The sequence below is a fragment of the Kluyvera sp. STS39-E genome (assembly GCF_040932435.1).
GTDB lineage: Bacteria > Pseudomonadota > Gammaproteobacteria > Enterobacterales > Enterobacteriaceae > Kluyvera.
In genome coordinates this window covers 222450-245338 of the sequence record NZ_JBFQGA010000008.1, presented here as the reverse complement: position 1 = coordinate 245338, position 22889 = coordinate 222450, and the positions used below count along the sequence as shown (strand labels likewise).

Here is a 22889-nt window from a genome sequence, read left to right as displayed (position 1 = left end):
TTACTTGGGCCGCATTGTTAGCTCCCTAAATGTCATGACAAAAAACCTGGATGCGCAAGCTCTCATTGCGACGCATGCGCCCACAATGCTGCGCCGGGTAGCACCTGAGTTAATACGTTATCTTCGACTGAATGAGTCACGAGAGACGCTGGTCACTTGTATTAAATTGCCTGATGAAACTGATGAGGCACATAAGTTTGTGAGGGAAGCTGTCCAGGCGTTTCCGGAGATCTATTTTTCACGGCTGGTCGTGCTTGGCGAAGGTGATAGCGAAGAGATTGTGTTGCCACGCTTGCTTCAGGCCAAGGGGGCACCCGTTGATGAGTCCGCTATCACGATTGCGCCATTGGGAGGGCGGCATGTAAACCATTTCTGGCGTCTGCTTTCAGCATTAAAAATCCCCTATTTTACACTGCTTGATCTTGATGTTGCCCGTCATGGGGCAGGGTGGGGCCGAATTAAGTACGTAAACGATCAGTTGTCCATACATCAACCGCGTAAAAAACTCCCTGAACGCTACGGAATTCCAAGATGGAATGATGAAGAGGAGAAAATTCGGGACTTCGAAAATTATCTCGGCATGCTTGAAAAGCGCGGCGTGTTTTTCTCCTACCCGATGGATTTAGACTTTTCAATGTTACTTGCTTATCCAAAAGCCTATAACGTTGAGGAAGAGAAGCCCGACAATGCAATTATAAAAGCTGTTCTTGGAAAAAGTCATTACGATCCATCTCAGTACAGGGATGATGAATTAGCGCTTTTTAATACCTACCACAAACGCTTCAAGCTTGGCAGTAAACCCGCAGCTCATATTGAGGCGTTAACTCACCTGAGTGATTCAGATCTGCTTAAAAGCATGCCGGATTCACTGGACAGGCTGGCTGATGCGGTTATTGCCAAACTCACGGAACTGCCAGAATGATTACTGTAGAAGAATGGCAACCCGCGGATGGATTGACGCTGGAACCTAATGCGAAACGAGCAGCAAAAGCGCGCAAACGTTGCCTGGCATTAACTGCCGGACCAGGCGCTGGTAAGACGGAAATGCTTGCACAGCGTGCTGACTTCCTTTTGCGAACTGGAACGTGCAGATACCCCAAAAAAATTCTGGCGATCTCATTTAAGGTTGATGCCAGCAGAAACCTCAAAGAGCGCGTTGAACGTAGATGTGGACGGGGTCTGGCTTCACGCTTTGACAGCTACACCTTCCACGGATTTGCTAAGCGGATCATTGATCGCTTCAGACCGATACTCACGGGAAAATATGCCATAGATGCTGGTTACGCCGTTGTAGACAAAAAAAACAAGCCATCTCGTCACGAAATAGAATACGGCGATATGGTTCCTTATGCTATTAAGATATTGCAAACCTCAAAAAAAGCCCGAAATGCAATCCGGCAAACTTATAGTGATATTTTCCTTGATGAATTTCAGGACTGCACAAATATACAATATGACCTTGTAAAACTCGCTTTCCGGGGGACCAAAATTCGGCTGACTGCAGTCGGTGACACAAAGCAGAAAATTATGGGCTGGGCAGGTGCTCTGGACGGTATTTTCAAGTCTTTCATTAATGATTTTAATGCGGTACCGCTCACCATGTATCGTAATTTTCGCTCAAAACCAACATTGCTGCGTGTTCAGAACGAAATTATTCGTAAGTTAGATCCTGACTCCGTAATGCCTGATGAGCAAATTGAGGGTGACGAAGGGGAGGTTTTTGCATGGGGATTTGCAGATAGTCAAACAGAAGCTATTTATCTGGCTGACCTCATTAATGGCTGGATAAACACCGAGAAACTACCTCCGGCTGAAATTGCAGTCCTAGTTTCAAAGCAACCAGATTTGTATGCTGACCACCTCTTCAGAGAGCTAGAGCAACGCGGAATTCCCTACCGCAATGAGCAGCAAATGCAGGATATCACGGTCGAGCCCGTGGCTCGTCTAATCGTTGATTACCTGTCTTGTCTATATGGACAGCGTGAACCTAAAGCATGGATTCGCCTGATGAATCAGCTGGTTCCCTTTGCTGATGAAGAAGTTCAGACCAGCGCACGAAAAGATCTTGATCAACTGATAAGAAAGCATCGAAATGAGGTGTCTGATGCAAAAAAAACGGACACTCCCTTTTCTGAATGGTGGAAATTTGGCCGCGCTTTCTTAAAGCATGTAGGTTTCCAGACGCTTGTTGCATTATCGTCAGATTATGAGTCCCATGAGCGTTTAAAACAGGTTATTCGCGATACCAGAGCACGTATCAAAGATTTACTGGAAATCGAATCTGATTTACCGCTAGCACTCAAACGATTTACTGATGACCAGGCTGTACGCATTTTGACCATTCACAAAAGCAAAGGATTAGAGTTTGATTCGGTTGTCATCATGGCTGTAGAAAATGAGACTTTCTTTGGTAAAGAAGAAGAAAATCGCTGCGCGTTTTTTGTCGGTGTTTCGCGAGCAAAGAAACGCCTTATTTTAACTCATACTAACAAGCGTGATGAACCTGCTAATGCCAGGTACTGGAAAGTTTTTCGGACTGCTCGATTAGAGTATTTTGATTATGTTCTTCCGTTTGTGAGGTAACGGCTAGTCCAAAAATTAATTATAATTCCACAATTATTTTCACATCATTTAATTGACCTGCTCCCAGGATTAGATACAACGCTCAGTTAGTAATGTCGGATCCTGACCCGTATATGATCCATTCATAATCAGGAATAACCGGCTTCATTCTGGCTGCATATTCTGGCTGCATATTCTGGCAACCGGCAGATTTTTTGGCAAATTCGGACGGCGTCATCCAGCCCAGTGCAGAATGGGGACGACTCTGGTTATAGTGTATGCGCTAGGCCTCGATTTTGCACCGTGCATCCTCCAGAGACATGAACCAGTTCTCGTTCAGGCATTCCTGCCGCAACCTGCCGTTGAAGGACTCGACCGTAGCGTTATCCGTAGGTGTTCCCGGGCGTGAGAAGTCGATCCTTATCCCTCTTTCAAGCACCGTTTGAACAGATTTGGCGGAAACCGCACTGAAATGGATCTTCAAAAATGTGATCCATCTAAAATTTAGTTTTTTTGTAATCGATTACATTTTGTTTTGATGAAATGTAATCGATTACTTTCTTGGAGAAAGTTTACCTATGCCTACTTCACAACGTTTTGACGTCGTCATTCCGCAGCATCGGCTTTTGGTTCCCCGGCTGTCGCTGATGATGTTTATGCAGTTCTTTATCTGGGGCAGTTGGTCGGTCACGCTCGGGCTGGTGATGACTCAGCACAATATGTCGCTGCTGATCGGTGATGCGTTTTCAGCGGGGCCCATCGCGTCGATTCTGTCTCCTTTCGTGCTGGGAATGCTGGTCGATCGTTTCTTTCCTTCACAAAAAGTGATGGCGGTGATGAACATGCTGGGTGCGGTGATCCTGTGGTTTGTTCCCGCTGCACTGGTGGCGGAGAACGGCGCACTGCTGATTGCACTGCTGTTCGGTTACACGCTGTGCTTTATGCCCACGCTGGCGCTGTCGAACAACATCGCGTTTCACAGCCTGGCCAGGAGTGACAAAAGTTTCCCGGTGGTGCGGGTGTTCGGCACCATCGGCTGGATAGTGGCGGGCATCTTTATTGGCGTCACCGGCATTTCGTCCAGCACCACCATCTTCTCTCTGGCGGCAGTCTGCTCAGTGGCGCTGGCTATTTACAGCCTGACGCTGCCGCATACACCGGCGCCGGCTAAAGGTCTGCCATTTCAGCTACGCGATCTGTTCTGCGCCGATGCCTTCGCGCTGCTGAAAATCCGCCACTTCTTTATCTTCTCGCTGTGCGCCACGCTGATTTCAATTCCGCTTGGCACTTATTACGCCTATACGGCCTCATGGCTGGTGGACGCGGGCGTAGAGAACGTCAGCACCGTGATGTCGTTTGGCCAGATGTCCGAAATCTTCTTCATGCTGGTGATCCCGCTGCTGTTCCGACGCCTCGGCGTCAAATACATGCTGCTGGCCGGAATGTGCGCCTGGTTTATCCGTTACGCGCTGTTTGCGTTGGGTATGGGTGACGAAGGCCGCGCGCTGATCTACCTCGGCATTTTGCTGCACGGCGTCTGCTATGACTTCTTCTTTGTCGTGGGCTTTATCTATACCGATCGCATTGCCGGCGACAAGGTGAAAGGCCAGGCGCAGAGCATGATCGTGATGTTCACCTATGGCATTGGCATGCTGCTGGGCTCGCAAATCTCAGGTGTGCTTTACAACAGCCTGGTTGCCGGCCACGGCACCGCGCAGAACTGGGCAATTTTCTGGTGGATCCCCGCCGTTGCGGCGGCGGCGATCGCTTTACTTTTCCTCTTCACCTTTAAATATCGGGATGAAGCGGCTTAATTAACTGGAGGTAAACGTGAAAACGTTAAAAGGACCCGGGATTTTTCTGTCGCAGTTTATCGGGCAACAGACGCCCTTTAATACGCTGGACGGGCTGGCACAATGGGCATCCGCGCTGGGCTATAAGGCGCTGCAGATACCCTGTAACCACCCGTCGATTTTCGACCTTGAACGCGCTGCAACCAGCCAGACCTATTGCGATGAGGTGACAGGGGTGCTGGCCAGCTACGGTCTGGTGGTGAGTGAACTGTCCACCCATCTTGAAGGCCAGCTGATCGCGGTGCATCCGGCGCACGACCTGGCATTTGACAGCTTTGCCCCGGCACAGGTGCGTGGTGACAATGCAAAACGCACCGCCTGGGCGATTAACACCGTAAAGCTGGCCGCCGCGGCTTCGGCGAAGCTGGGGCTCAGTGCCCATGCCACATTCTCAGGTTCACTGGCCTGGCCGTATCTCTATCCGTGGCCGCCGCATAATCCTGCGCTACTGGAGGAAGCGTTTAAGGAACTGGCGCGCCGCTGGCAGCCGGTGCTGGATGAATTCGATAGTCACGGCGTGGATGTCTGCTACGAAATTCATCCGGGCGAAGACCTGCATGATGGCGTGACTTTTGAACGTTTTCTGGCGCGGGTGAATAATCATCCGCGCTGCAATATCCTGTTTGATCCCAGCCATCTGCATCTGCAGCACATTGATTATCTGCAGTTTATTGATATCTACCACTCACGAATCAAGGCCTTCCACGTCAAGGACGCGGAATATCTGCCAAACGGTCGCAGCGGAGTGTATGGCGGTTATCAGCGCTGGCTTGATCGCGCCGGACGTTTCCGGTCACCGGGCGATGGTCAGATCGATTTCAAAGGTATTTTCAGCAAGCTGGCACAGTACGATTACGGCGGCTGGGCAGTACTGGAGTGGGAATGCTGCTTAAAAGACAGCGAAACAGGCGCGCGCGAAGGGGCCGAATTTATCCAGCGTCACATTATTCCGGTGGCCGATCGTGCGTTTGATGACTTTGCCGCTCAGGACGGCGACCACGCCAGCGTACGCGCGCAGCTTGGTCTGGACAGGGGTGCTTAGATGATCAATGTCGGCATTATTGGCACCGGATTTATTGGTCCGGCGCATATTGAAGCCTTGCGTCGCCTTGGCAATATTCAGGTCGTTGCGATTTGTGATTCCACTCAGACGGCAGCAGAAACGCGCGCTGCTGAGCTCAACGTGCCTCACGCATACAGCGACGTCGCGGCATTTTTACAACATGGAGGGTTGGATGCAGTGCACAACTGTACGCCAAACCATCTGCACGCAGAAATTAACCGGCAGATCCTGCGCGCCGGCAAGCATGTCTTTTCTGAGAAGCCGCTGTGCATGACGATGGAGGAAGCCCGTGAGCTGGTCGAACTTGCCGAAAAAGCGGGGGTGGTTCATGGCGTCAGCTTTGTTTATCGCCAGTTCGCCATGGTACAGCAGGCCGCCAGCATGATGCGTTACCAGCAACTGGGCCGGTTGTTCTCGGCGCAGGGTAGCTATCTGCAGGACTGGATGCTGGAAGAGACTGATTACAACTGGCGCGTTGATGCCGGAAAAGGAGGCGCTTCCCGCGCCGTGGCGGATATCGGCTCGCACTGGTGCGACACCATTCAGTTCGTCACCGGCCGGAAAATCGTCGAAGTGATGGCCGATTTGTCGATCGTCTGGCCCACGCGTAAAGCCAGCCTGAATACGTCGGCAACCTTTGGGGCGCAGCAAGAAGAAATGCAGTACGAATCCCGCGACGTGACCACGGAAGATATGGGCTTTGTGCTGTTCCGCTTCGATGATGGCAGCAAAGGCAGCTTTAGCGTTTCGCAAGTTTCAGCCGGGCGCAAAAACCGTCTTAGTCTCGAGGTGAACGGCAGCCTGAGTTCATTAGCTTGGGATCAGGAAATACCGCAGCAGCTTTGGCTTGGGCATCGCCACAAGGCCAATCAGCTGTTGTCCGACGATCCTTCGCTGATGAACCCGGAGGTGGCGGCACGGGCACGTTTTCCCGGCGGGCACATTGAGGGATGGCCAGATGCTTTCCGTAATATGATGCAGCAGTTCTATCAGGCTGTGGAGCAGGGCAAACCGGCCTCGCCAGGATTGTCGTTTGCCACCTTCAGCGACGGCGCGCAGGTGATGGCGATTGTCGATGCGATCCTGAAAAGCCATCAGCAGCAGCGATGGGTGCGCGTCAGCGACTGAAGCCTGGCTCGGTCGGCAGACGCCGGCCGGGCTAACTTATTGTGCAGACAGATTTATGGTAACCTGCGTGTCATCTGACTGAGCAAGAGTTGCTACCATGTCCATCCAAAAAATCGCCCGTTTAGCGGGCGTTTCTGTCGCGACGGTCTCGCGGGTGTTAAACAACAGCGACAGCGTTAAAGACAAAAATCGCGAGAAAGTGCTCGAGGCGATCAGACAAAGCAATTACCAGCCCAACCTGCTGGCGCGGCAGTTACGCACTTCACGCAGCTCAATGATTCTGGTACTGGTCTCAGACATATCCAACCCGTTCTGCGCCGATGTGGTGAAAGGCATTGAAGAACAGGCCGAAAAAAATGGCTACCGCATTCTGCTGTGTAACTCCGGCTCCAGTATTGAACGTTCACGCTCCAGCCTGCAGTTGCTGGCGGGCAAAATGGTGGATGGCATTATCACCATGGACGCCTTCAGTAAACTTCCCGAACTGACCCAGTTAATTGGCGAGACCCCATGGGTGCAGTGCGCCGAGTATGCGGATGCGGGCGAGGTTTCCTGTGTTGGCATTGATGATGCTGATGCGTCGCAGGCAGTGGTGCGTTATCTCAGTGGAAAGGGTCGTCAGCGCATTGCGCTGATCAACCACGATCTCAGTTATAAATATGCGCAGCTGCGGCAGAAAGGCTATATACGTCAGTTGGAAACCAGCAAACAGGCCTGGCAGGCGATAACCTATGCCAGCGAACTGAGTTTTAGCGCCGGCAAGCTGGCTATGGAAGAATTGCTGGCGGCAGAAGAGCGTCCGGATGCGGTATTTGCCGTTTCGGACACGCTGGCAGCAGGGGCGATGTCGGCCATTCAGCAGGCGGGGTTGCGGGTGCCGGAAGATATCGCGGTGGCTGGATTCGATGGCACCGAACTGGCCGAAATGGTTTCACCGCCGCTGACCACCATCGTGCAGCCGTCGAAGGACATTGGCCGCCAGGCGTTCAGCCTGTTACTGCAGAAAATTGAACATCCTGAGTCACCCGCGCAGCGGATAATGATGAGCTGGCACTTAACGGAACGCGCCAGCGCATAAGTCCGTCATCAGTGACTGAGTGCCGCCCGTAAGTTGCGCAGGGACGTGGTGATAATGCTCCAGGGATCGTTCGGTTTGTCGTGCTCGATTATGAACCATTTCACGCCGCTGGCTTTCGCTGCCGGCAGAATGGTCTGCCAGTCCAGTAACCCTTCGCCTAAAGGCGCAAAGTTCATTTCATCATCGCGGATACCAATTGCGGCGTTATCCTTGGCATGGATGGCATAAATCCTGCCGGGATATTCTTTCAGAAAACGCACCGGATCCTGGCCACCACGCGATACCCAGGCAGCATCCATTTCCAGCTTCAGGTTCTCGGGCTGGGTGTGATTCATGATAATTTCAAGTGCCGTCACGCCATCATATTTTTTCATCTCAAAGTTGTGGTTGTGATAACCCAACTGCATGCCGTCCTTGCGCAATTTTGCGCCGAGCCGATCCAGACGTTTGGCATAATCAATCCAGCCCTGGCTGTTGGTTGGGCGGTCTTCCGCTTCAATCCACGGCACGATGAGGGTTTTATTACCCACCGCTTTATTAAAGGCAAGGGTCTGGGCGTAGGCGCTTTCCAGGGCGGACAGCTGAACGTGCGCCGAGGTCACCTTTAACTGATTTTTTGCCAGCAGCGCCTGCATTTGCTTCGCGCTCAGGTCGTGTGTGCCGACAATTTCGACATTTTTGAAACCCGCTTCGTGCGCCATGGCGAACTGTTTATCCGCCGAACCCACGTTGCGCAGGGTATACATTTGCAAAGCAATGTCATTATCAGCCTCAGCCGCCGCGACAGGGCAGGAGGTGAGCGCAACGGAAGCAAACAGCAATGAACTGGCCAGTATTCGAGTAAACATAAGGTCTCCAGATGATTAAAAGTAATCGATTACAAAATTACGCCAAAAAGTAATCGATTACTTTAAATTCATTCTGACTTTTGCAAAAATGTGATGAATCTCAAATTGGGGACGGCATTCATTTTATTCGGGTGATTTACCGCCAACCCTGCGTATTGAAATCAGAAGAGAGACACATGCGATGAGGTATGATTTTGCATAATCAGACGAAAAACCTCCAAGGGGCCGGCGCCGTGTGTTGGACAATTCTGGCCCTGGCATTGGTTGGATTTGGCATCGGTACGGGTGAGTTTATTATCATGGGGCTGTTACCCTGGGTTGCAGAGTCACTGAACATCTCTTAAACGCAGGCCGGCAACGCGATCGCCAGTTATGCGCTGGGCGTGGTAGCCGGTGCGCCAGTAAATGAGATTCTGGTGGCCCGCATGGCGCGCAAAAACCTTTTGCTCTGCTTGATGGCGGTGTTTTTCATTGGCAACACCGTCAGTGTATTTTCGGGCAGTTACTATCAATTGATTGGTGCCCGTTTCCTGACAGGATTACCGCACGGTGCTTTCTTCGGTGTGGCTTCTCTGGTTGCCGCCTCGCTGGTAACGCCAGAAAGCGTGGCAGGGCGTTGAGCGCTTTAATGCTCGGACTGACTATCACCACGCTGGTGGGCGTGCCGCTGGGATCCTGGATATGGCAGGTGTTTAACTGGCACGTGGTGTTCGGTTTTGTGAGCACCATTGGCTTGCTGATCTGCGTACTGATACTGCGCTTTGTCCCGAAGCGCATCGTTATTTGATGGATAAAATTTGAGTCAGTTAGATATTCACTAATCACACCAAAGCAAAGAGCCCGCTCAGGTTTTTCCTGAGCGGGCTTCTCTACGTATGGATCCTTTGACTGAGATTTGCTTTGCAATAACTGGTTTATAATTAAGCCAAACCTGAATTGTCCTTCTGTCAAAATCACTGAGATGATTATAAATAGACTCCGATTACATTAAAGCAGGTTTGAGTGCCCTCGTTGTCTGTGATGGTCTAATCATTCCGGACACTTTGTTAGAGAAAGTTAGTTGAGTAGATTGTCTTAGTCCTAAGCGTTTCCGGACGTTAATTTATAAATGGAGGTGATACCGGTTTACGTTTTTTCCGTTACCAATAAATCTAATAGTGAGTTTCGTGACTATTTAAAATGACTCCGTAACAGTTTTTTTTGCATTTTCTATAATTTCCATTGTGATAAAGCTTGCTTCAAGCATTTTAGTGGCGCTTGAGAAATCCCTGTTCTGAATCATCTGACTAAAAGATTTAAAGGCGTGATAAAGCCTGTGCTGCCCGTCCGCAAAATCATGGGTTACAGACTCCATATGAATGCTTTTGAACTCGTAGCTTGATATATTATTGACGGCATTATTAATCTGAAGTGTACCTCCATCGCCTTGTAATGTTGAAATACTGGATGAATGGCAGTCTTTAGCACCAATACATACGCATTTAAACGTTGAGTAATCCAGTACGAGAATGCCGCTGGTATCTACGCCGTTGGAGATATTAGGATAATACTGAACTAAGCGCGGGCGGCCATAAATCCCAACAATAAAATTGATATTATAAATATTGATGTCCATCAATGCCCCTCCCGCCTTGTTAAAGTCGAATGCTGGGTGGACTTCTCCTGATTTAAACGCGTCATAACGTGAAGAGTATTGGCTGTAATTCAGGCTTATCATCTTCATTTCCCCAAGCTTACTGACTTCTTTTTTTAATGCCCGATAAGCGGGAAGATAATGAATGTTTATTGCCTCAAGAAGAATAACACCATGTTTTTCCGCAAGTGAGTTAAGTTTCTTTAGCTCTTCAAGTGTTGTGGTAATCGGTTTTTCAATAATAAGGTGTTTCCCATTAATTATAGACTGTCGGGCGTACGCATAATGCAAGTGATTAGGCAGCGCCACATAAATGGTATCCACGTCACTTAACAACATTTCTTCAAATTCAAAATAAACGGCCGCCAGTTTGTACTGCTTTGCCAGCGCCTCCGTTTCATTCCGGTTTCTATCTGTTCCAAGTATGGATATGGATTCAAAGTCCAGTGAGTGAACAATGGTCAGCAGATCCCTGACTATTTTACCCGCACCAAGTATGCCCAGTTTCATTGATTACCTCATTTAGAAGAATTGCGATACCTCTACCAGCGCCTAAATGCCTGCTTCGGACTTTACCTGTCCGACTCTTCACTTCTGCTGCAGGTCAGCGCCGGTAAACGCTTATACTAATAGCGCATTCATCATTGATAAGGGAATTCAATACTGCATTTTAAGTGATTAAATGTGATTTCAATCACATTTGTCGTTTTTATCGGTCACTATTACTTTGTATCACTTAAGTGAATGTGCGGAGGGCGTGGTCGTTTATAGAGTGCTTTCATGCCTTTCCTACTGGGGCGGGTTCTCTTAAAAAGCGGTTTACCGCTTGTCAGGCAGCCATATACATAGAATAAGGCTTCCGCTAAGATGCCCGCTGGAACAAAGCGCGGGAGCAAATCAATGACTCAGGATGAACGCCTGATTGAACTGGAAGGTGTGGTAAACAATCAGGGTAAAGTTACGCTTGAATATATATGCCAGACCTACGGTATTTCCTACGATTCTGCCCGAAGGGACCTTGTCAAGTTGACCCAGTTGTCTGGTATTATTCGTATCAGAGGGGGGGCTATACGGGGTGAAAAAAAAACGGAATTTCCCTTCGTTCAGCGCAGCCTGCGCACTCCGGAAAAAGAAAGGCTCGCGGCTTTTGCTGCCAGTACGGTCGTGGACAACGATATCATGTTCATTGATGCTGGCACGACCTCGCTGAGCCTTGCGCGCCACATTAAAAATCCATCCAGAGCCATAACGAACTCACCTGAAGTGATGAATGAACTGATAAACAATCCTCTTGTCGCCGTTTCGGTGTTGGGGGGAACATTTAGTGAGTTCTCCCACGCCATTCTTGGTTCTATGACCGTTGAGCAAATAAGAAGATATCAGGCAGATAAAGCATTCATTGGCGTAAGCGCTCTGTCTGAATCAGGCATAACCACGGATTCTGAAGATGATGCTTTGCTTAAAAAGGCCATGGCGGACCATGCCCGCAAGGTCGTATGTATTGCCACCAGTGAAAAATTCAATACCCAGCTCATGTATCAGTCTTGCACTTGGGCTGATATTGACTATGTCATTACCAGTACCGCACCGCCATTGAACATACTCAGGATTATTCAGGAACATGAAGTCGAACTAATTGTTATTGAGTAATCCACAGCTAATTAGCATGTTTTCAACCTACGGAACTAGCTTGAAAGTAATCTGTACACGGTGATTGTATTTCAGATGCCTGTTTTGTATCCGGCTGTTTCGTTAGGAATACCTTGTGTGAGCGGCTTCTCAGATTTGACCGTAATTATATACAGAAAAGGACACATATTACGCACAATGATATTCATTGCAGCGCATAAACAGGTTATGTGATTGGTACGGCAGGCAGAACCCCAAAGCAAATGTTTCTTTACTGAAACTTTTACTTTGGGCTTTTTATTGCCTAGTAAAGGTGAATGATGAGTAACGAAGCCCTGAGTAAAGAAATTTACACGCGCATGGGCGCTAAGTAAAACATCAGAGACGCAAGCCACTGCATTACCCGGCTAAGACTTTCTCTGCACAACAATAAGCAAGCCTACATTGCTGAACTGAAGGCACTACGTGGTGTGCTTGGGCGTCGTGATGGCTAATAACCAGCTCAACATTGTCGTAGGGCAGGAGGTAGGCAGGCTCTACACTGAAATGATGAAGAACAATCAAGATGTCCCCCCAGTCACCGGCCTGCATGAGCTGATTCACTGGAACGGTGCAATAAGTCGGCTAAACCGTGAAATGAACGTGAAGTTTGGCAGTGAGGGGGCTGCGGTTGTTTAATTACGGTTATATCCAGACTCTGCATGCTCAAAATTTCTTACAGGTGATTGAGGAAGCGATGTTCCTCAAAATTATCATGGACGGATAAAAACACTGCAAGCCAGTCAGCATGAACCTGCAAAATTAATTTTATTAAATAGTTTTAGCAATAAAATATTTGCGGAGGTTAATTATTGAAATATATTGTTTATATATAAATGTAAGCTGTGTGTCGAGATCAGTCCATATCAAATCACTGATCTGTTATTATGCCAAGTGCGAAGCAAAGATGGATTGCCCGAATTAATTATTTTCTTGCCTAAAGCAATAAATAAAACGAAGCTAAAATAAATTATGTAAATAAAAGAGGTGGGTGTAGATTTATCTTAAGGAATGGTGCTATAAAAACAAAATCTACTTTAATTAAGTAATGATAACCACAGCACCGCTTCGGCCTGCTGGTTAACAGCATACAGGACCCGATATGAAGTATGATGTAACTGTTTTTATTTTAAAAAAGTACAACTTTTCATTTTTATTAAAAAACTGCTTTCATATAAAAGACAATGAGGTCTCCGCTGTATTATGGTCCTGGTTATACATATTTTCTCTATTCCTGGCTTACTATCTTTTACGTCCGATAAGAGATGAATTGGGTGTTGCCAGCGGAATAAAAAATTTACCATGGCTTTTTTCCGCGACATTAATTGCCATGCTGGCTTTTAATCCATTGTTTTCGTGGGCCGTACGAAAATGGCAACGAGAAACCTTTATTCGCATAACATATCGGTTTTTCATGCTCCATCTTTTAGCTTTTATGTTGGTCCTTTCTCTGACATCTCCGGAACAGCAGGTCTGGGCTGGCCGGGCTTTCTTCATCTGGCTGTCAGTTTTCAACCTGTTTGTTGTATCGGTTTTCTGGTCATTTGTTGTGGATGTGTTCAGCGGTGAACAGGGTAAAAGGCTGTTCGGACTGCTTTCGACTGGGGCCACATTGGGGGGGATTTCGGGGTCCCTGATAACATTCAGTGCAGTAGAATTATCAGGCAGAAACCTCTTATTCGGTCTGGCCATTGTTCTTCTGGAAATCACTGTTTTTGCATCACGAAAACTGGCCAGTACGTCCTCCGACTTCCATTCGAAACCTGAAAGTGAAGAGTGTCATGAGCCCGTGGGAGGCGGCATTTTTTCAGGGATGACGCATACTCTCCGGTCACCCTATTTATTGTGTATCGCTGGCTTTATGCTGCTCTACAGCATGAGCTCAACCTTTCTTTACTTTCATCAGGCTTCTCTTGCTGAGGTCAGTTTCTCCGGCAGTGCTGAACGCATCGCTTTCTTTGCAACTGTTGATTTCTGGGTTAATGCCCTTACCCTTTTTGTCCAGATTTTTCTGACAGCCAGCATTCTCGGTCGTCTGGGCGTGTTGCTCACGCTAAGCATTTTACCCGCTGTAAGCATATTGAGTTTTGGTGCGCTGGCAGCTTCGCCGGGAATAGCGACCTTTGTTGTTATTCAGGTACTAAGACGCGTCATCAACTTCGGCATCACGCGGCCAACACGAGAAGTTCTTTTCACCGTTGTCAGTCGTGAAGAACGTTACAAATCAAAGAATTTCATCGATACGGTTGTTTATCGCGGTGGCGATCAGGTCGGGAGCTGGAGCTGGCTTGCATTGAGCACTCTGGGGCTAGGTATAACCGGGATAGCCCTTCTTTCGATTCCTCTTTCAGTAATATGGCTTTGCATCAGCCTTTATCTGGGTCATCAGCAAAGCAGACTACAACTCATTTCCATAACCAGTAAAACGGATCATTCCCGTTTCCAGTCCTGAGGTGCAATATGAAAATTACGCGAACAAGTATTCTTAAAATTTTGGGTTGTCTGTGTCTGTCGGGTGCTTTGTCTTCTGCAAGTGTGTCAGCAGCGACAGAGCAGATTTCACCTGCTCCTGTGCGTATAGGTGTAATCGGAGCAGGCTGGCTGGGCGGAACAGTTGCAAAGCTGTGGGTGGCCGCAGGTCATGAAGTGATGTTTTCGTCACGTCATCCTGAAGAGTTAAAGTCGACGGTTGCCGAACTGGGGTCTAAAGCTTCAGTGGGAACGCCTCTGCAGGCGGCCGAGTTTGGTTCAGTCTTATTGTTTGCCGTGCCTTATGACGCACTGCCTGCTTTAGGAAAAGATCTTGGAAATGCTATCAAGGGAAAGGTAGTTCTGGATGCAACAAACCCCACGGCTGATTCCGATAATGCCCTTACTCAGGAGGCAAAGCGTAACGGCGTAGGAGCCACATCCTTAAAATATTTACCAGGTACCCGTCTGGTCAGAGCGTTTAACTCTGTAGATGCTGGCAGAATCGCTGCTTCGGCCAATCGTACTGCAGATAAATTAGGTGTTGGCATCGCAAGCGATGACGAGCAGGCGCTGGCAACTGCAGCACAACTCGTTCGGGACGCAGGCAGTGAGCCTGTCATTACCGGAGACCTCAAAAGTTCACAAGGCTTTGAAGATGGTGGCCCCGGTTTTCGCGCGAATACCGATGCTGCTCATCTCAGAAAATTGCTGGGGCTGAACGCTAACTGAAGTAGAAAAATCATTTTTCGGGCATGGTGTATATATCGTTAAACGCTATGCCCGTTTCAGTTTTATGACTCTGTACCACAGAAATGAAAATGCACTCGAGTGAGATATTGTGTCTGGCAAACTCGATCAAACAGGGGGCGTCCTCCCTATCTGCGGAGCGCAGCTACAGTGAGCACTGAACCGTCATGTTCCTAAAGCGGAATACAGAGGGCAATGAACTATGTACGTCTTTAACCGGGGGATGTCAATTATTGGACGCCTGAATTTCAAACAAAAATATGACATTAACTGGCACGTAGATTCTTTATATCCCGATGAGGTGATTCTCCAAACTCGCGGCTGTATTCACGACTGAACTGTGAAGCACTTTCATAACCAACATAAAGAGCAGCACTTACAGCATCGAGGTTGTTACTTATCATCTGTTGACGAGCTGCCTGGAGGCGAAGTTTTTTCTGAAACTGAAGCGGGCTCATTCCTGTAACACTTTTAAAATGTTGCCGAAACGAAGAGGGGCTCATATAAGCACTTGCAGCTAATTCATTCATACTCAATGACTGAGTGAAATTAACTTTTAGCCATCTTACTACTTTAGATATTTGTTGGCTGGGCGATCCTGCAGTAGCAAGATGTCTAAGTTGGCTGCCATAGGGGCCTGACAGTAAACGAATAATAATTTCTTGTTTTATTAACGGTGCAATATGAGCGACGAGATGGGGTTCTGAATTTAAGTTTACTAACTTGAACAACGCATCCGCTAGACCTTCATCCAATTGTTCAACGGTGAGGGGGCGTGGAAAATCATTTTTCATTGGTTGCGAAGGACTCATAGACGCTGAAAGTTGGCTTATCAGCACTGGATCTAATGTCAACGATAGCCCCAGAAACGGTGCATCATCGCTGGCTTGCAACACATGAGTTATAATAGGTAAATCGATAGTAGAAAGCAGTGTTTCTCCCGCGTGATAACGAGTAACTTTTCCTGCTAACATAACTTCCTTTTCGCCCTGTGTAACGACGCCTAATGCCATTTGATAGATACAATGAACAGGGGATGTGGGCCGGTTACGCCGAAAGACTGTCAATTCCGGTATCAGGGTTACGTAATCACCTTCTTTCTGTGCCAGTTTACTTATTGAATCAGAAAGGGTGACAAGAAAGGAATTACGGGGATTGTCTTGCATCTTAACCTCTATTCTATTATTAGTTAATTCATTTTTAAATGATTCACTGTTTTGGATATTTCTCTATTGCTGGCAAATTTAAATCGGTTTAGGCAATCATTATGTCGAAATGTACACTCTTATTTGTATATATAGTGGCATGATATTTATGGTGTTTAAGGTCGTTCTTGACAGGTTAACTATGACTATTGTGTCTTATAAGTGTGTTTAATTAACTTCTTTGATCAAATAGCAAAAATAATGGCATCATGAGTTAAGGAGTGTTTGTGAAAAATTCGGAAAAAATAAAACGCATCGTTGTTATTACAGGTGCATCTTCTGGTATAGGTGAAGCAATTGCAAAATCCCTTATTTGGGAAGGATACAGAGTGGCACTTCTTGCCCGAAGGATTGATAAAATTCAGTTGCTAGCTAAAGACTTGGGTGAGGATGCGATTGCAATTAAAGCAGACGTTACTGACCGTGATTCAATAGTTTCTGCAGCTGAAACAATAAAAAGACATTGGGGGGATATTGACGTGCTCATTAATAATGCCGGCGTCATGCTGACAGGCCCTTTCGGTCCAGCACAACGCAATGAATATCGTCAAATGATCGAAACAAATCTTCTTGGAGCAATGACGGTAACGGAAGTGTTTCTTGAACAACTCAAGGCTAACGGTGGCGGTGATCTGATAAATGTTTCGTCTGTTGCCGGTCGCGTTTCAGGTGCAGGATATGCTGGTTACGCGGCGACAAAATGGGGCATGAATGGCTGGTCAGAATCCTTGCGGTTAGAGTTGCAACCCTCGGTCAGGGTAATGGTGATCGAGCCTGGAGCTGTCGCCACTGAATTAACAACGCACATTACTCATGAGGACAGTAAAAAAACAGCCATTGAGTCACTGGACTGGGCAATTCCGCCAGAAGACATTGCTGATGTTATTGCTTTTGCATTGAACAGACCTAAGCGTACCAGCTTAAGCGAAATTTTGATCAGACCGACTGTCCAGGCAATGTAAGACTGAGTATGTGTAAAAATTGTTCAATACAATATGAGAGACATTCGATGAAAGATAAACAAGTATGGTTGATTACCGGTGCAGGTCGTGGTCTGGGTTTGGATATTGCAAAAGCAGCGTTGGCTGCAGGTCATAATGTGGTAGCGACAGGGCGTGATCCGGCGAAAGTAGCCCGTGCACTTGGTAAGAATGATGCACTTTTGACTTTGCAACTTGATATCACCGACAGTAAAGATGCAGAAGCTGCAGTTGCAGCCACTGTAGCTAAATTCGGTACAATTGATGTACTGGTAAATAATGCTGGAAATTTTTATGCGGGTTTCTTTGAGGAATTAAGTGCTGATCAGGTTGGAAGTCAGATTGAAACACTGCTTCTTGGGCCAATGAATGTTACACGGGCAGTACTTCCTTTAATGCGCCGAGAGAAAAGGGGATTGATAGTTACCATTTCCTCCTCTGCTGGGATCACAGGATATGCATTCTGTTCTGCATATGCAGCGGCCAAATTCGGTGTCGAAGGATGGATGGAATCATTGGCAATGGAAGTAGAACGATTCGGGATCCAGACAATGATCGTGGTACCAGGCTTCTTCCGAACCGAACTTCTTACTGATGATTCAACTACATATGCTGCACTTACTGTTGATGATTACGCGGAACAAACACGGGAAAATAAGTCAGCCTGGCGCAGTATGGATGGTAAACAGGGTGGTGATCCCCATAAACTGGCTGAAGCACTGATACATTTGGCTGGACTGGATACACCTCCCGCGCGCTTCGCTGCTGGTGCTGATGCGGTTGAAACATTAGAAACTAAAGCCAGAGTGCTTCTTGCGCAAGCAGATGCATATAGGGAATTATCCTCCTCTCTTGGTCTCGATGAGTAATATGGTAGAAAAATAATCGTCGCGGTGTCGCCATTATTTACCGTAAGTACCTTAATCTTGTACGCAGAGATTTATTATCGCTGTGTACTAAGATCATTAGAATTACAGTTGATAAAATCGATTATATTTCAGAATCCTCCGTTAATCACGCGTTCATTCAATTGGTCAGGCAGGTCAATATCCCATATGCAACCGCTATCCTGAGTATTCAATTGTAATACCGGATGAGATTTTAGCAATTTACGAGCACCATCATGTCCTTGCAATTTAAGAAGTTCCAGTTTCATTTCTACTGGAAATCCAACCGGATGACCTGGTTTTTCATGGTAATACGGCCGCACGATTTGCCCTTCACATACGAGCCCTGCGACCATTTTATAGGTTTGCTGTGCAATACTGGGCAAGTCTGCAAGTGAAATTAACCAACCATTACAGGATTTATCTGCCTGTATTCCTTCCGCTATGGAGTCCCCCATACATAAGCTATTTACCATCACAAATGGGGCGTTTAATTTCTGGCAAATAGACTTTAACTGTTGTGATTCAGACCTGATAACCACGGTGACCTTCAGCCCTGTAAGCAGGGCGTTGGTAAGGCTGCGCTGAAAAATGGTTTCAGTAGTGCCAGGAATAAGTTCCAACAGTTTATGCCGCCCGGTCGCCTTATGGTATCGACGACTCAACCCTGCTGCCAGCAAAATTATTCCCGGGTTAACCATCAATATTGACCTTTTTTGCTTACTGTTTAGATTTCCCGGCAACGGATTCTGGTGTCACCGAACTGATGTATCACATAGTGAGTAAAACCGAATTTTTCAGGCGGTTCCGTGCATCATTTGGGATACAGCGATTCCAATTAAAAAAAACACTGAGTTAATTGAATATGCTTATTTATTTACAGGCAGGGGATTAAAGAAAAAATCATATCGTTGATTTGAATATTTTTCATGAAAGAAACTATGCAGTAATCAAAAAAATATCTTAAATAATTAAGGTATTCAAGATTTACATACATCTTGCAAATTTTTTCAAAATGTTAAAGAACCTTGGTCATATCACTCTTATGGATTAAATGCCCGGATAATAATCCCACCTGGGCATTCCTATAATTTTCAGTCTATTTTAAATTTGTTACTCAGTCTGACGGACATTAAACCATCCCGTCGTGGTATCAATGACATCCCAAAGTTTATGAGGGATTGCGAGCTGCGTTACATCGGAAGCAGATATATCGAGAGCAATCGGGCCTTTAGCTTCATCACTCACAAATTGAACCCAGTCAGGATTCAGCACCAATCCCTGACCGACTGCAGCCAGAGAGAGTCCTGTCTCTATGGCTGCCGCAGCGTGATCGGGTGTCTTGATTTGACCCGCTGCAATGAGTGGGATGCGATCTGCAAGATGGTCCCGCATTATTTCGATGATTTTGGGGCCCTTCGGCGCGTCCACCGGCCTCGCTTCTAATGCATTTCCCAGTGACACATGCAAGTAATCGATACCACTAATAATTAAGTTATCGACAAGTTTTAATGATTCCCCGATACGCAAACCATCTTCAAGATGCGATTCATCTAATGTTATTCGGTATCCTAGCAGGAAAGGTGCAATGGCATGTTCGGCAATAATCTTACGAACTTCCGCTACGACGGCGAGGGGAAAGCGCATACGGTTTGCAAGAGAACCACCCCAGCGATCGTTTCGCTGATTGAAATGAGGTGAGAAGAAATTCTGAAGCAAGAAACCATGAGCACCGTGGAGCTCTACACCGTCAAAACCTGCTTCGATAGCACGGCGTGTTGCATCACCAAAGGCTTTTACAACCGCCTCGACTTCATGATCAGCAAGTTCACGCGGTGTAACGGAGGGGGCTGATGGACCAGCATCTCCAGGTACAGGGCTCGCCGCGACGATATCAGATACGAGTTCGGGACTGGTTTTCACGCCGGCGTGAAAGATCTGTAGGATCGCCGGTGCACCACCACTTTTCGCTGCAGAGGCAAGACGCTGTAAGCTTGGGATAAATTTGTCATCGTAGGCAGCAAACTCACCGGTAAATCCGATGCCATTTTCCTGAACGTGCGTGCAACCGGTAATTACTAGTCCTACATCTTTCACGCGTAAGCGGTAATAGGCTTCCTCTTCGTCAGAAACCGTGCCGTCGTCATTTCCAGACCAGGTGGTCATAGGAGCCATGACAATGCGGTTTCGTAAAGTAATACCTTTACCGAGAGAATATTGTTCAAGAAGTACTTTTTTGTTCATTTAATCGACCTTCATAATTAATAGCCACAGAAGCTTACCCTCCGTTAAAAAGGGAAATTAAAGCCAGGCTCTACTCAGATTATTAGCAATGTAAATTCACTGATTCAGGTTTCGTTAAATGAGCCTTCAGAATTGTCAGAGGCTCAAGTGACGAAATATTTGCGTTATAACTCTCGAAGAGCTTGAGCACTGGAATCGACATATCGTTCGCGTTGAAGTGACCCAAACCGACCATAGGGATATTCATCCGGTGCAGGTGCACTCACGGCATCCAACTGACTGGCCAATTCAGGAGAAAGCTGAAGTTCTGCGGCGGCGAGATTATCGTAGAGCTGCTCAATTGTGCGAGCTCCGATTATTGTTGAAGAAACTGCTGGCCTGCTGTTGATCCAGCTCAGTGCGACCTGGCTCGGGGTCGCACCGATTTGGTCAGCAATCAGTCGCACTGTATCAAGCGTGGCCCAATTTCTTTCCGACTCAGCAAACTTTTGCCCGATATACTTGAACATTGGATTGCCATTGGTATACCTCATACCTGATTGAGGTTCAGCGTGGCGAATATATTTACCGCTCAAAAAACCTCCTGCTAAAGGCGACCAGGGTAATAACCCTATCTCGTTATATACAGCAGCAGGAACGAGTTCGTATTCAATCTCACGGCACAGCAGGCTGTATTGTTGCTGAAGCGTGATAGGCATTTGAAGCCCCATTGCTTTTGCTGTTGAAAGCACGAGCTGAAGTTGCCAGCCTGTAAAGTTGGAAAGCCCGATATAGTGAATTTTCCCCGCACGTACGGCCGCATCGAGAAAAGAGAGGGTCTCTTCGACTGGAGTCAGAGGATCCCATCCATGCATCTGATAAAGGTCAATCGTTTCGACACCCAGACGGTTTAGCGACGTGTTAAGGGCTCGGTTAAGGTGGGCACGAGATGAGCCGGCATCATTGACATCCTGGCCGGTTCCGAATCGGGCCTTTGTCGCGACTACCAGGCGGCTCGTTTTGTCCGGGCGATTTGCACGCCAACGTCCGAGAAGCGTTTCTGATGTACCTCCACCGTAGACATCGGCAGTATCAATCATGTTGCCGCCCGCATCAAGAAACGCATCTAGGATAGCGAATGCTTCATCTTCTGGTGTTTCTGTGCCAAATCCCATGGTACCAAGGGTCAAATTCGAGACCGAAAGACCCGAGTTACCAAGTTTGCGATATTTCATAGTCATATTGCTCCGAAATTTGAGTGCAAAAAAAGACACCGAAAGGTCAGTGAAATCGGGATTAGCTGCTTGCTAGCTGACTCTTGAAAAAGGGAGCAAGTTTTTTAGCTGCTTCCGCTGCACCCGCTCCATCGTACAGGTCCATGTGTGTCGCACCGGGGATGATAAACAGTTCCTTTTGCGTCGATGCGGCGATGGCATTAAGTTTTTGGCTGTGCCACAGAGACCCAGCCTTGCTACCGGCTACCATTAGGAGTGGCTGAGTAATGTAGACATCTGCCCCTTCAAAGCCGGTAAATGACGCGAGTGTACTGATGCTTGTCATCAGCATCTGATTAGTCGAAGTTGGGTATCTTCCCCGGGCCGTAAGATAGTAGTCAGCGGCTTCCTGAAGATCACGAGGCGCGGTCGTGTCGCTGAGTTTAGGTACGTAGTTGACATAGACTGGTGCGCCACCCGCGGCTTCGGCCGAACGTTGCTTAGCGACAGCCTCCAGAGTAGGGATGAGTTCAGACTCAGCCGTTTTGCCTTCCCAGCCTTTTCGGGTTGCGGCGCCCACATCTACTGCACTTACCGTTGCCAGCGCCTTGATTCGGCGTTCGGACATGGAGGCTTTCACTGTTATTCCGCTGCCGGCACAGACTCCTAACGCACCGATGCGATCGCTGTCAACGTAAGGTAATGTGGTCAGATAATCGATAGCGCTGTAAAAATCGACGACGCGTTTCATGGGGTCATCAACAAACCGTGGTAAACCGCCGCTTGCACCCTGATGGGAAGCATCGAAGGCCAGAGTTACGAATCCTTCTGCGGCCAGTTTGAGTGCATAAAGTCCTGCGGTCTGTTCCTTCACTCCGCCCCCGGGATGAATCACAACGATCGCGGCATATTTTCTGTCTTCGCTAAACGCTTTTGGAAGATAGACATTGCCTGACATCATGATTTCATTGTTTTTGAACATCACACTCCGGATGGTAATTCCATCCACTTGTGTGCTTATCCCGGATATACGTGGTGTAGGATCAAGTGTGGCTAATGCATTACCCGCCATCAATAGCCCGGCAGAGGCTACTGAACCTGTAAGGATGAAGTTACGGCGACTGAGTCCACCTGCTGGCTTATTCATTTAATGATCCTTCTTTCACCTGATGCTGTTACCGCCACTTAAAGGGGAGATTCAAGTGTTCATCATAATCTCTTTCGCATTAAGAAATTAGAGGTTTAATTTTGCATAGGCTTAGAAGGGTATTTTCTTAATCATGCCCAGTGAACTGAGTCGTCAGTTCGCTGGGTTTAAGAGGGGGAGG

General features: G+C 47.5%; 20 protein-coding genes and 2 pseudogenes. 14 read left to right on the top strand and 8 right to left on the bottom strand.

All coding sequences use genetic code 11. From position 1 onward, the window contains the following. Together AB4K05_RS19045 and AB4K05_RS19040 are read left to right on the top strand one after the other, a co-directional pair. Positions 1 to 922 (top strand): ATP-dependent endonuclease (locus AB4K05_RS19045; RefSeq protein ID WP_368481439.1); only part of this gene is annotated, 922 nt, incomplete at its 5' end. Next, positions 919 to 2583: a UvrD-helicase domain-containing protein gene (locus tag AB4K05_RS19040; protein WP_117341837.1), complete on the top strand. Its 1665-nt coding sequence runs from the start codon at positions 919 to 921 to the stop codon at positions 2581 to 2583. The genes AB4K05_RS19045 and AB4K05_RS19040, both read left to right, overlap by 4 nt. An 82-nt stretch (positions 2584 to 2665) precedes the next feature. On the opposite strand, the pseudogene AB4K05_RS19035 reads toward AB4K05_RS19040, so the two are convergent. Continuing rightward, positions 2666 to 2992: pseudogene (locus tag AB4K05_RS19035) on the bottom strand (transposase); the annotation flags it as partial. A gap of 148 nt (positions 2993 to 3140) precedes the next feature. Here AB4K05_RS19035 and AB4K05_RS19030 point away from each other — a divergent pair. From AB4K05_RS19030 to AB4K05_RS19015, 4 genes are all read left to right on the top strand, one after another. Beyond that, positions 3141 to 4376 (top strand): MFS transporter, encoded by a 1236-nt coding sequence (locus AB4K05_RS19030; protein ID WP_117341838.1) that lies wholly within the window; start codon positions 3141 to 3143, stop codon positions 4374 to 4376. 16 nt (positions 4377 to 4392) lie between these two features. Beyond that, complete coding sequence (locus AB4K05_RS19025) at positions 4393 to 5457, top strand: sugar phosphate isomerase/epimerase (protein WP_117341839.1); 1065 nt, start codon at positions 4393 to 4395, stop codon at positions 5455 to 5457. Next, the gene (locus tag AB4K05_RS19020) at positions 5458 to 6606 is read left to right on the top strand and encodes a Gfo/Idh/MocA family protein (RefSeq protein ID WP_117341840.1); all 1149 of its coding nucleotides are present in this window, start codon (positions 5458 to 5460) and stop codon (positions 6604 to 6606) included. Positions 6607 to 6703: 97 nt separating this feature from the next. Next, positions 6704 to 7684, top strand: coding sequence for a LacI family DNA-binding transcriptional regulator (locus tag AB4K05_RS19015; RefSeq protein ID WP_117341841.1), 981 nt, complete (start codon positions 6704 to 6706; stop codon positions 7682 to 7684). Between the two features lie 8 nt (positions 7685 to 7692). Here the strand turns inward: AB4K05_RS19015 and AB4K05_RS19010 are convergent, their stop codons facing one another. Continuing rightward, positions 7693 to 8532 (bottom strand): sugar phosphate isomerase/epimerase, encoded by an 840-nt coding sequence (locus tag AB4K05_RS19010; protein ID WP_117341842.1) that lies wholly within the window; start codon positions 8530 to 8532, stop codon positions 7693 to 7695. A gap of 383 nt (positions 8533 to 8915) precedes the next feature. Between AB4K05_RS19010 and AB4K05_RS19005 the strand changes: the two are divergent. Beyond that, positions 8916 to 9319: pseudogene (locus AB4K05_RS19005) on the top strand (MFS transporter). A gap of 387 nt (positions 9320 to 9706) precedes the next feature. Here the strand turns inward: AB4K05_RS19005 and AB4K05_RS19000 are convergent. Next, complete coding sequence (locus AB4K05_RS19000) at positions 9707 to 10675, bottom strand: Gfo/Idh/MocA family protein (protein WP_117341843.1); 969 nt, start codon at positions 10673 to 10675, stop codon at positions 9707 to 9709. Positions 10676 to 11065: 390 nt separating this feature from the next. On the opposite strand from AB4K05_RS19000, the gene AB4K05_RS18995 reads away from it, so the two are divergent. From AB4K05_RS18995 to AB4K05_RS18975, 5 genes are all read left to right on the top strand, one after another. Continuing rightward, positions 11066 to 11815, top strand: coding sequence for a DeoR/GlpR family DNA-binding transcription regulator (locus AB4K05_RS18995; protein ID WP_117341844.1), 750 nt, complete (start codon positions 11066 to 11068; stop codon positions 11813 to 11815). Between the two features lie 356 nt (positions 11816 to 12171). Further along, positions 12172 to 12288, top strand: a complete 117-nt coding sequence (locus AB4K05_RS18990) for a PTS transporter subunit EIIB (RefSeq protein ID WP_117341980.1) — start codon at positions 12172 to 12174, stop codon at positions 12286 to 12288. A 52-nt stretch (positions 12289 to 12340) separates the two neighbouring features. Next, a complete protein-coding gene (locus AB4K05_RS18985) occupies positions 12341 to 12472 on the top strand; it encodes a hypothetical protein (RefSeq protein ID WP_348939670.1) in 132 nt (43 codons plus the stop codon). A gap of 463 nt (positions 12473 to 12935) precedes the next feature. Next, complete coding sequence (locus AB4K05_RS18980) at positions 12936 to 14285, top strand: NTP/NDP exchange transporter (RefSeq protein WP_368481438.1); 1350 nt, start codon at positions 12936 to 12938, stop codon at positions 14283 to 14285. A gap of 8 nt (positions 14286 to 14293) precedes the next feature. Then, positions 14294 to 15034, top strand: a complete 741-nt coding sequence (locus AB4K05_RS18975) for an NADPH-dependent F420 reductase (RefSeq protein WP_117341847.1) — start codon at positions 14294 to 14296, stop codon at positions 15032 to 15034. Positions 15035 to 15318: 284 nt separating this feature from the next. Here AB4K05_RS18975 and AB4K05_RS18970 read toward each other — a convergent pair whose 3' ends face one another. Then, a complete protein-coding gene (locus tag AB4K05_RS18970; RefSeq protein ID WP_117341848.1) occupies positions 15319 to 16218 on the bottom strand; it encodes an AraC family transcriptional regulator in 900 nt (299 codons plus the stop codon). Positions 16219 to 16484: 266 nt separating this feature from the next. Here AB4K05_RS18970 and AB4K05_RS18965 point away from each other — a divergent pair, with 266 nt between their 5' ends. Further along, positions 16485 to 17219 carry an SDR family oxidoreductase gene (locus AB4K05_RS18965; RefSeq protein ID WP_117341849.1) on the top strand — a complete coding sequence of 245 codons (735 nt, stop codon included), beginning with the start codon at positions 16485 to 16487 and terminating at the stop codon, positions 17217 to 17219. 47 nt (positions 17220 to 17266) lie between these two features. Next, the gene (locus tag AB4K05_RS18960; protein WP_368481437.1) at positions 17267 to 18106 is read left to right on the top strand and encodes an SDR family oxidoreductase; all 840 of its coding nucleotides are present in this window, start codon (positions 17267 to 17269) and stop codon (positions 18104 to 18106) included. Between the two features lie 128 nt (positions 18107 to 18234). Here the strand turns inward: AB4K05_RS18960 and AB4K05_RS18955 are convergent, their stop codons facing one another. The 4 genes from AB4K05_RS18955 to AB4K05_RS18940 all read right to left on the bottom strand — a co-directional run bounded on the left by AB4K05_RS18955 (position 18235) and on the right by AB4K05_RS18940 (position 22708). Next, positions 18235 to 18825, bottom strand: coding sequence for an NTP transferase domain-containing protein (locus AB4K05_RS18955; protein ID WP_117341851.1), 591 nt, complete (start codon positions 18823 to 18825; stop codon positions 18235 to 18237). 412 nt (positions 18826 to 19237) lie between these two features. Next, positions 19238 to 20368, bottom strand: coding sequence for an NADH-dependent flavin oxidoreductase (locus tag AB4K05_RS18950; RefSeq protein WP_117341852.1), 1131 nt, complete (start codon positions 20366 to 20368; stop codon positions 19238 to 19240). A gap of 164 nt (positions 20369 to 20532) precedes the next feature. Then, complete coding sequence (locus tag AB4K05_RS18945) at positions 20533 to 21582, bottom strand: aldo/keto reductase (protein ID WP_117341853.1); 1050 nt, start codon at positions 21580 to 21582, stop codon at positions 20533 to 20535. Between the two features lie 61 nt (positions 21583 to 21643). Beyond that, the gene (locus AB4K05_RS18940; protein ID WP_223240192.1) at positions 21644 to 22708 is read right to left on the bottom strand and encodes an alpha/beta hydrolase; all 1065 of its coding nucleotides are present in this window, start codon (positions 22706 to 22708) and stop codon (positions 21644 to 21646) included. Positions 22709 to 22889: the final 181 nt, after the last annotated feature.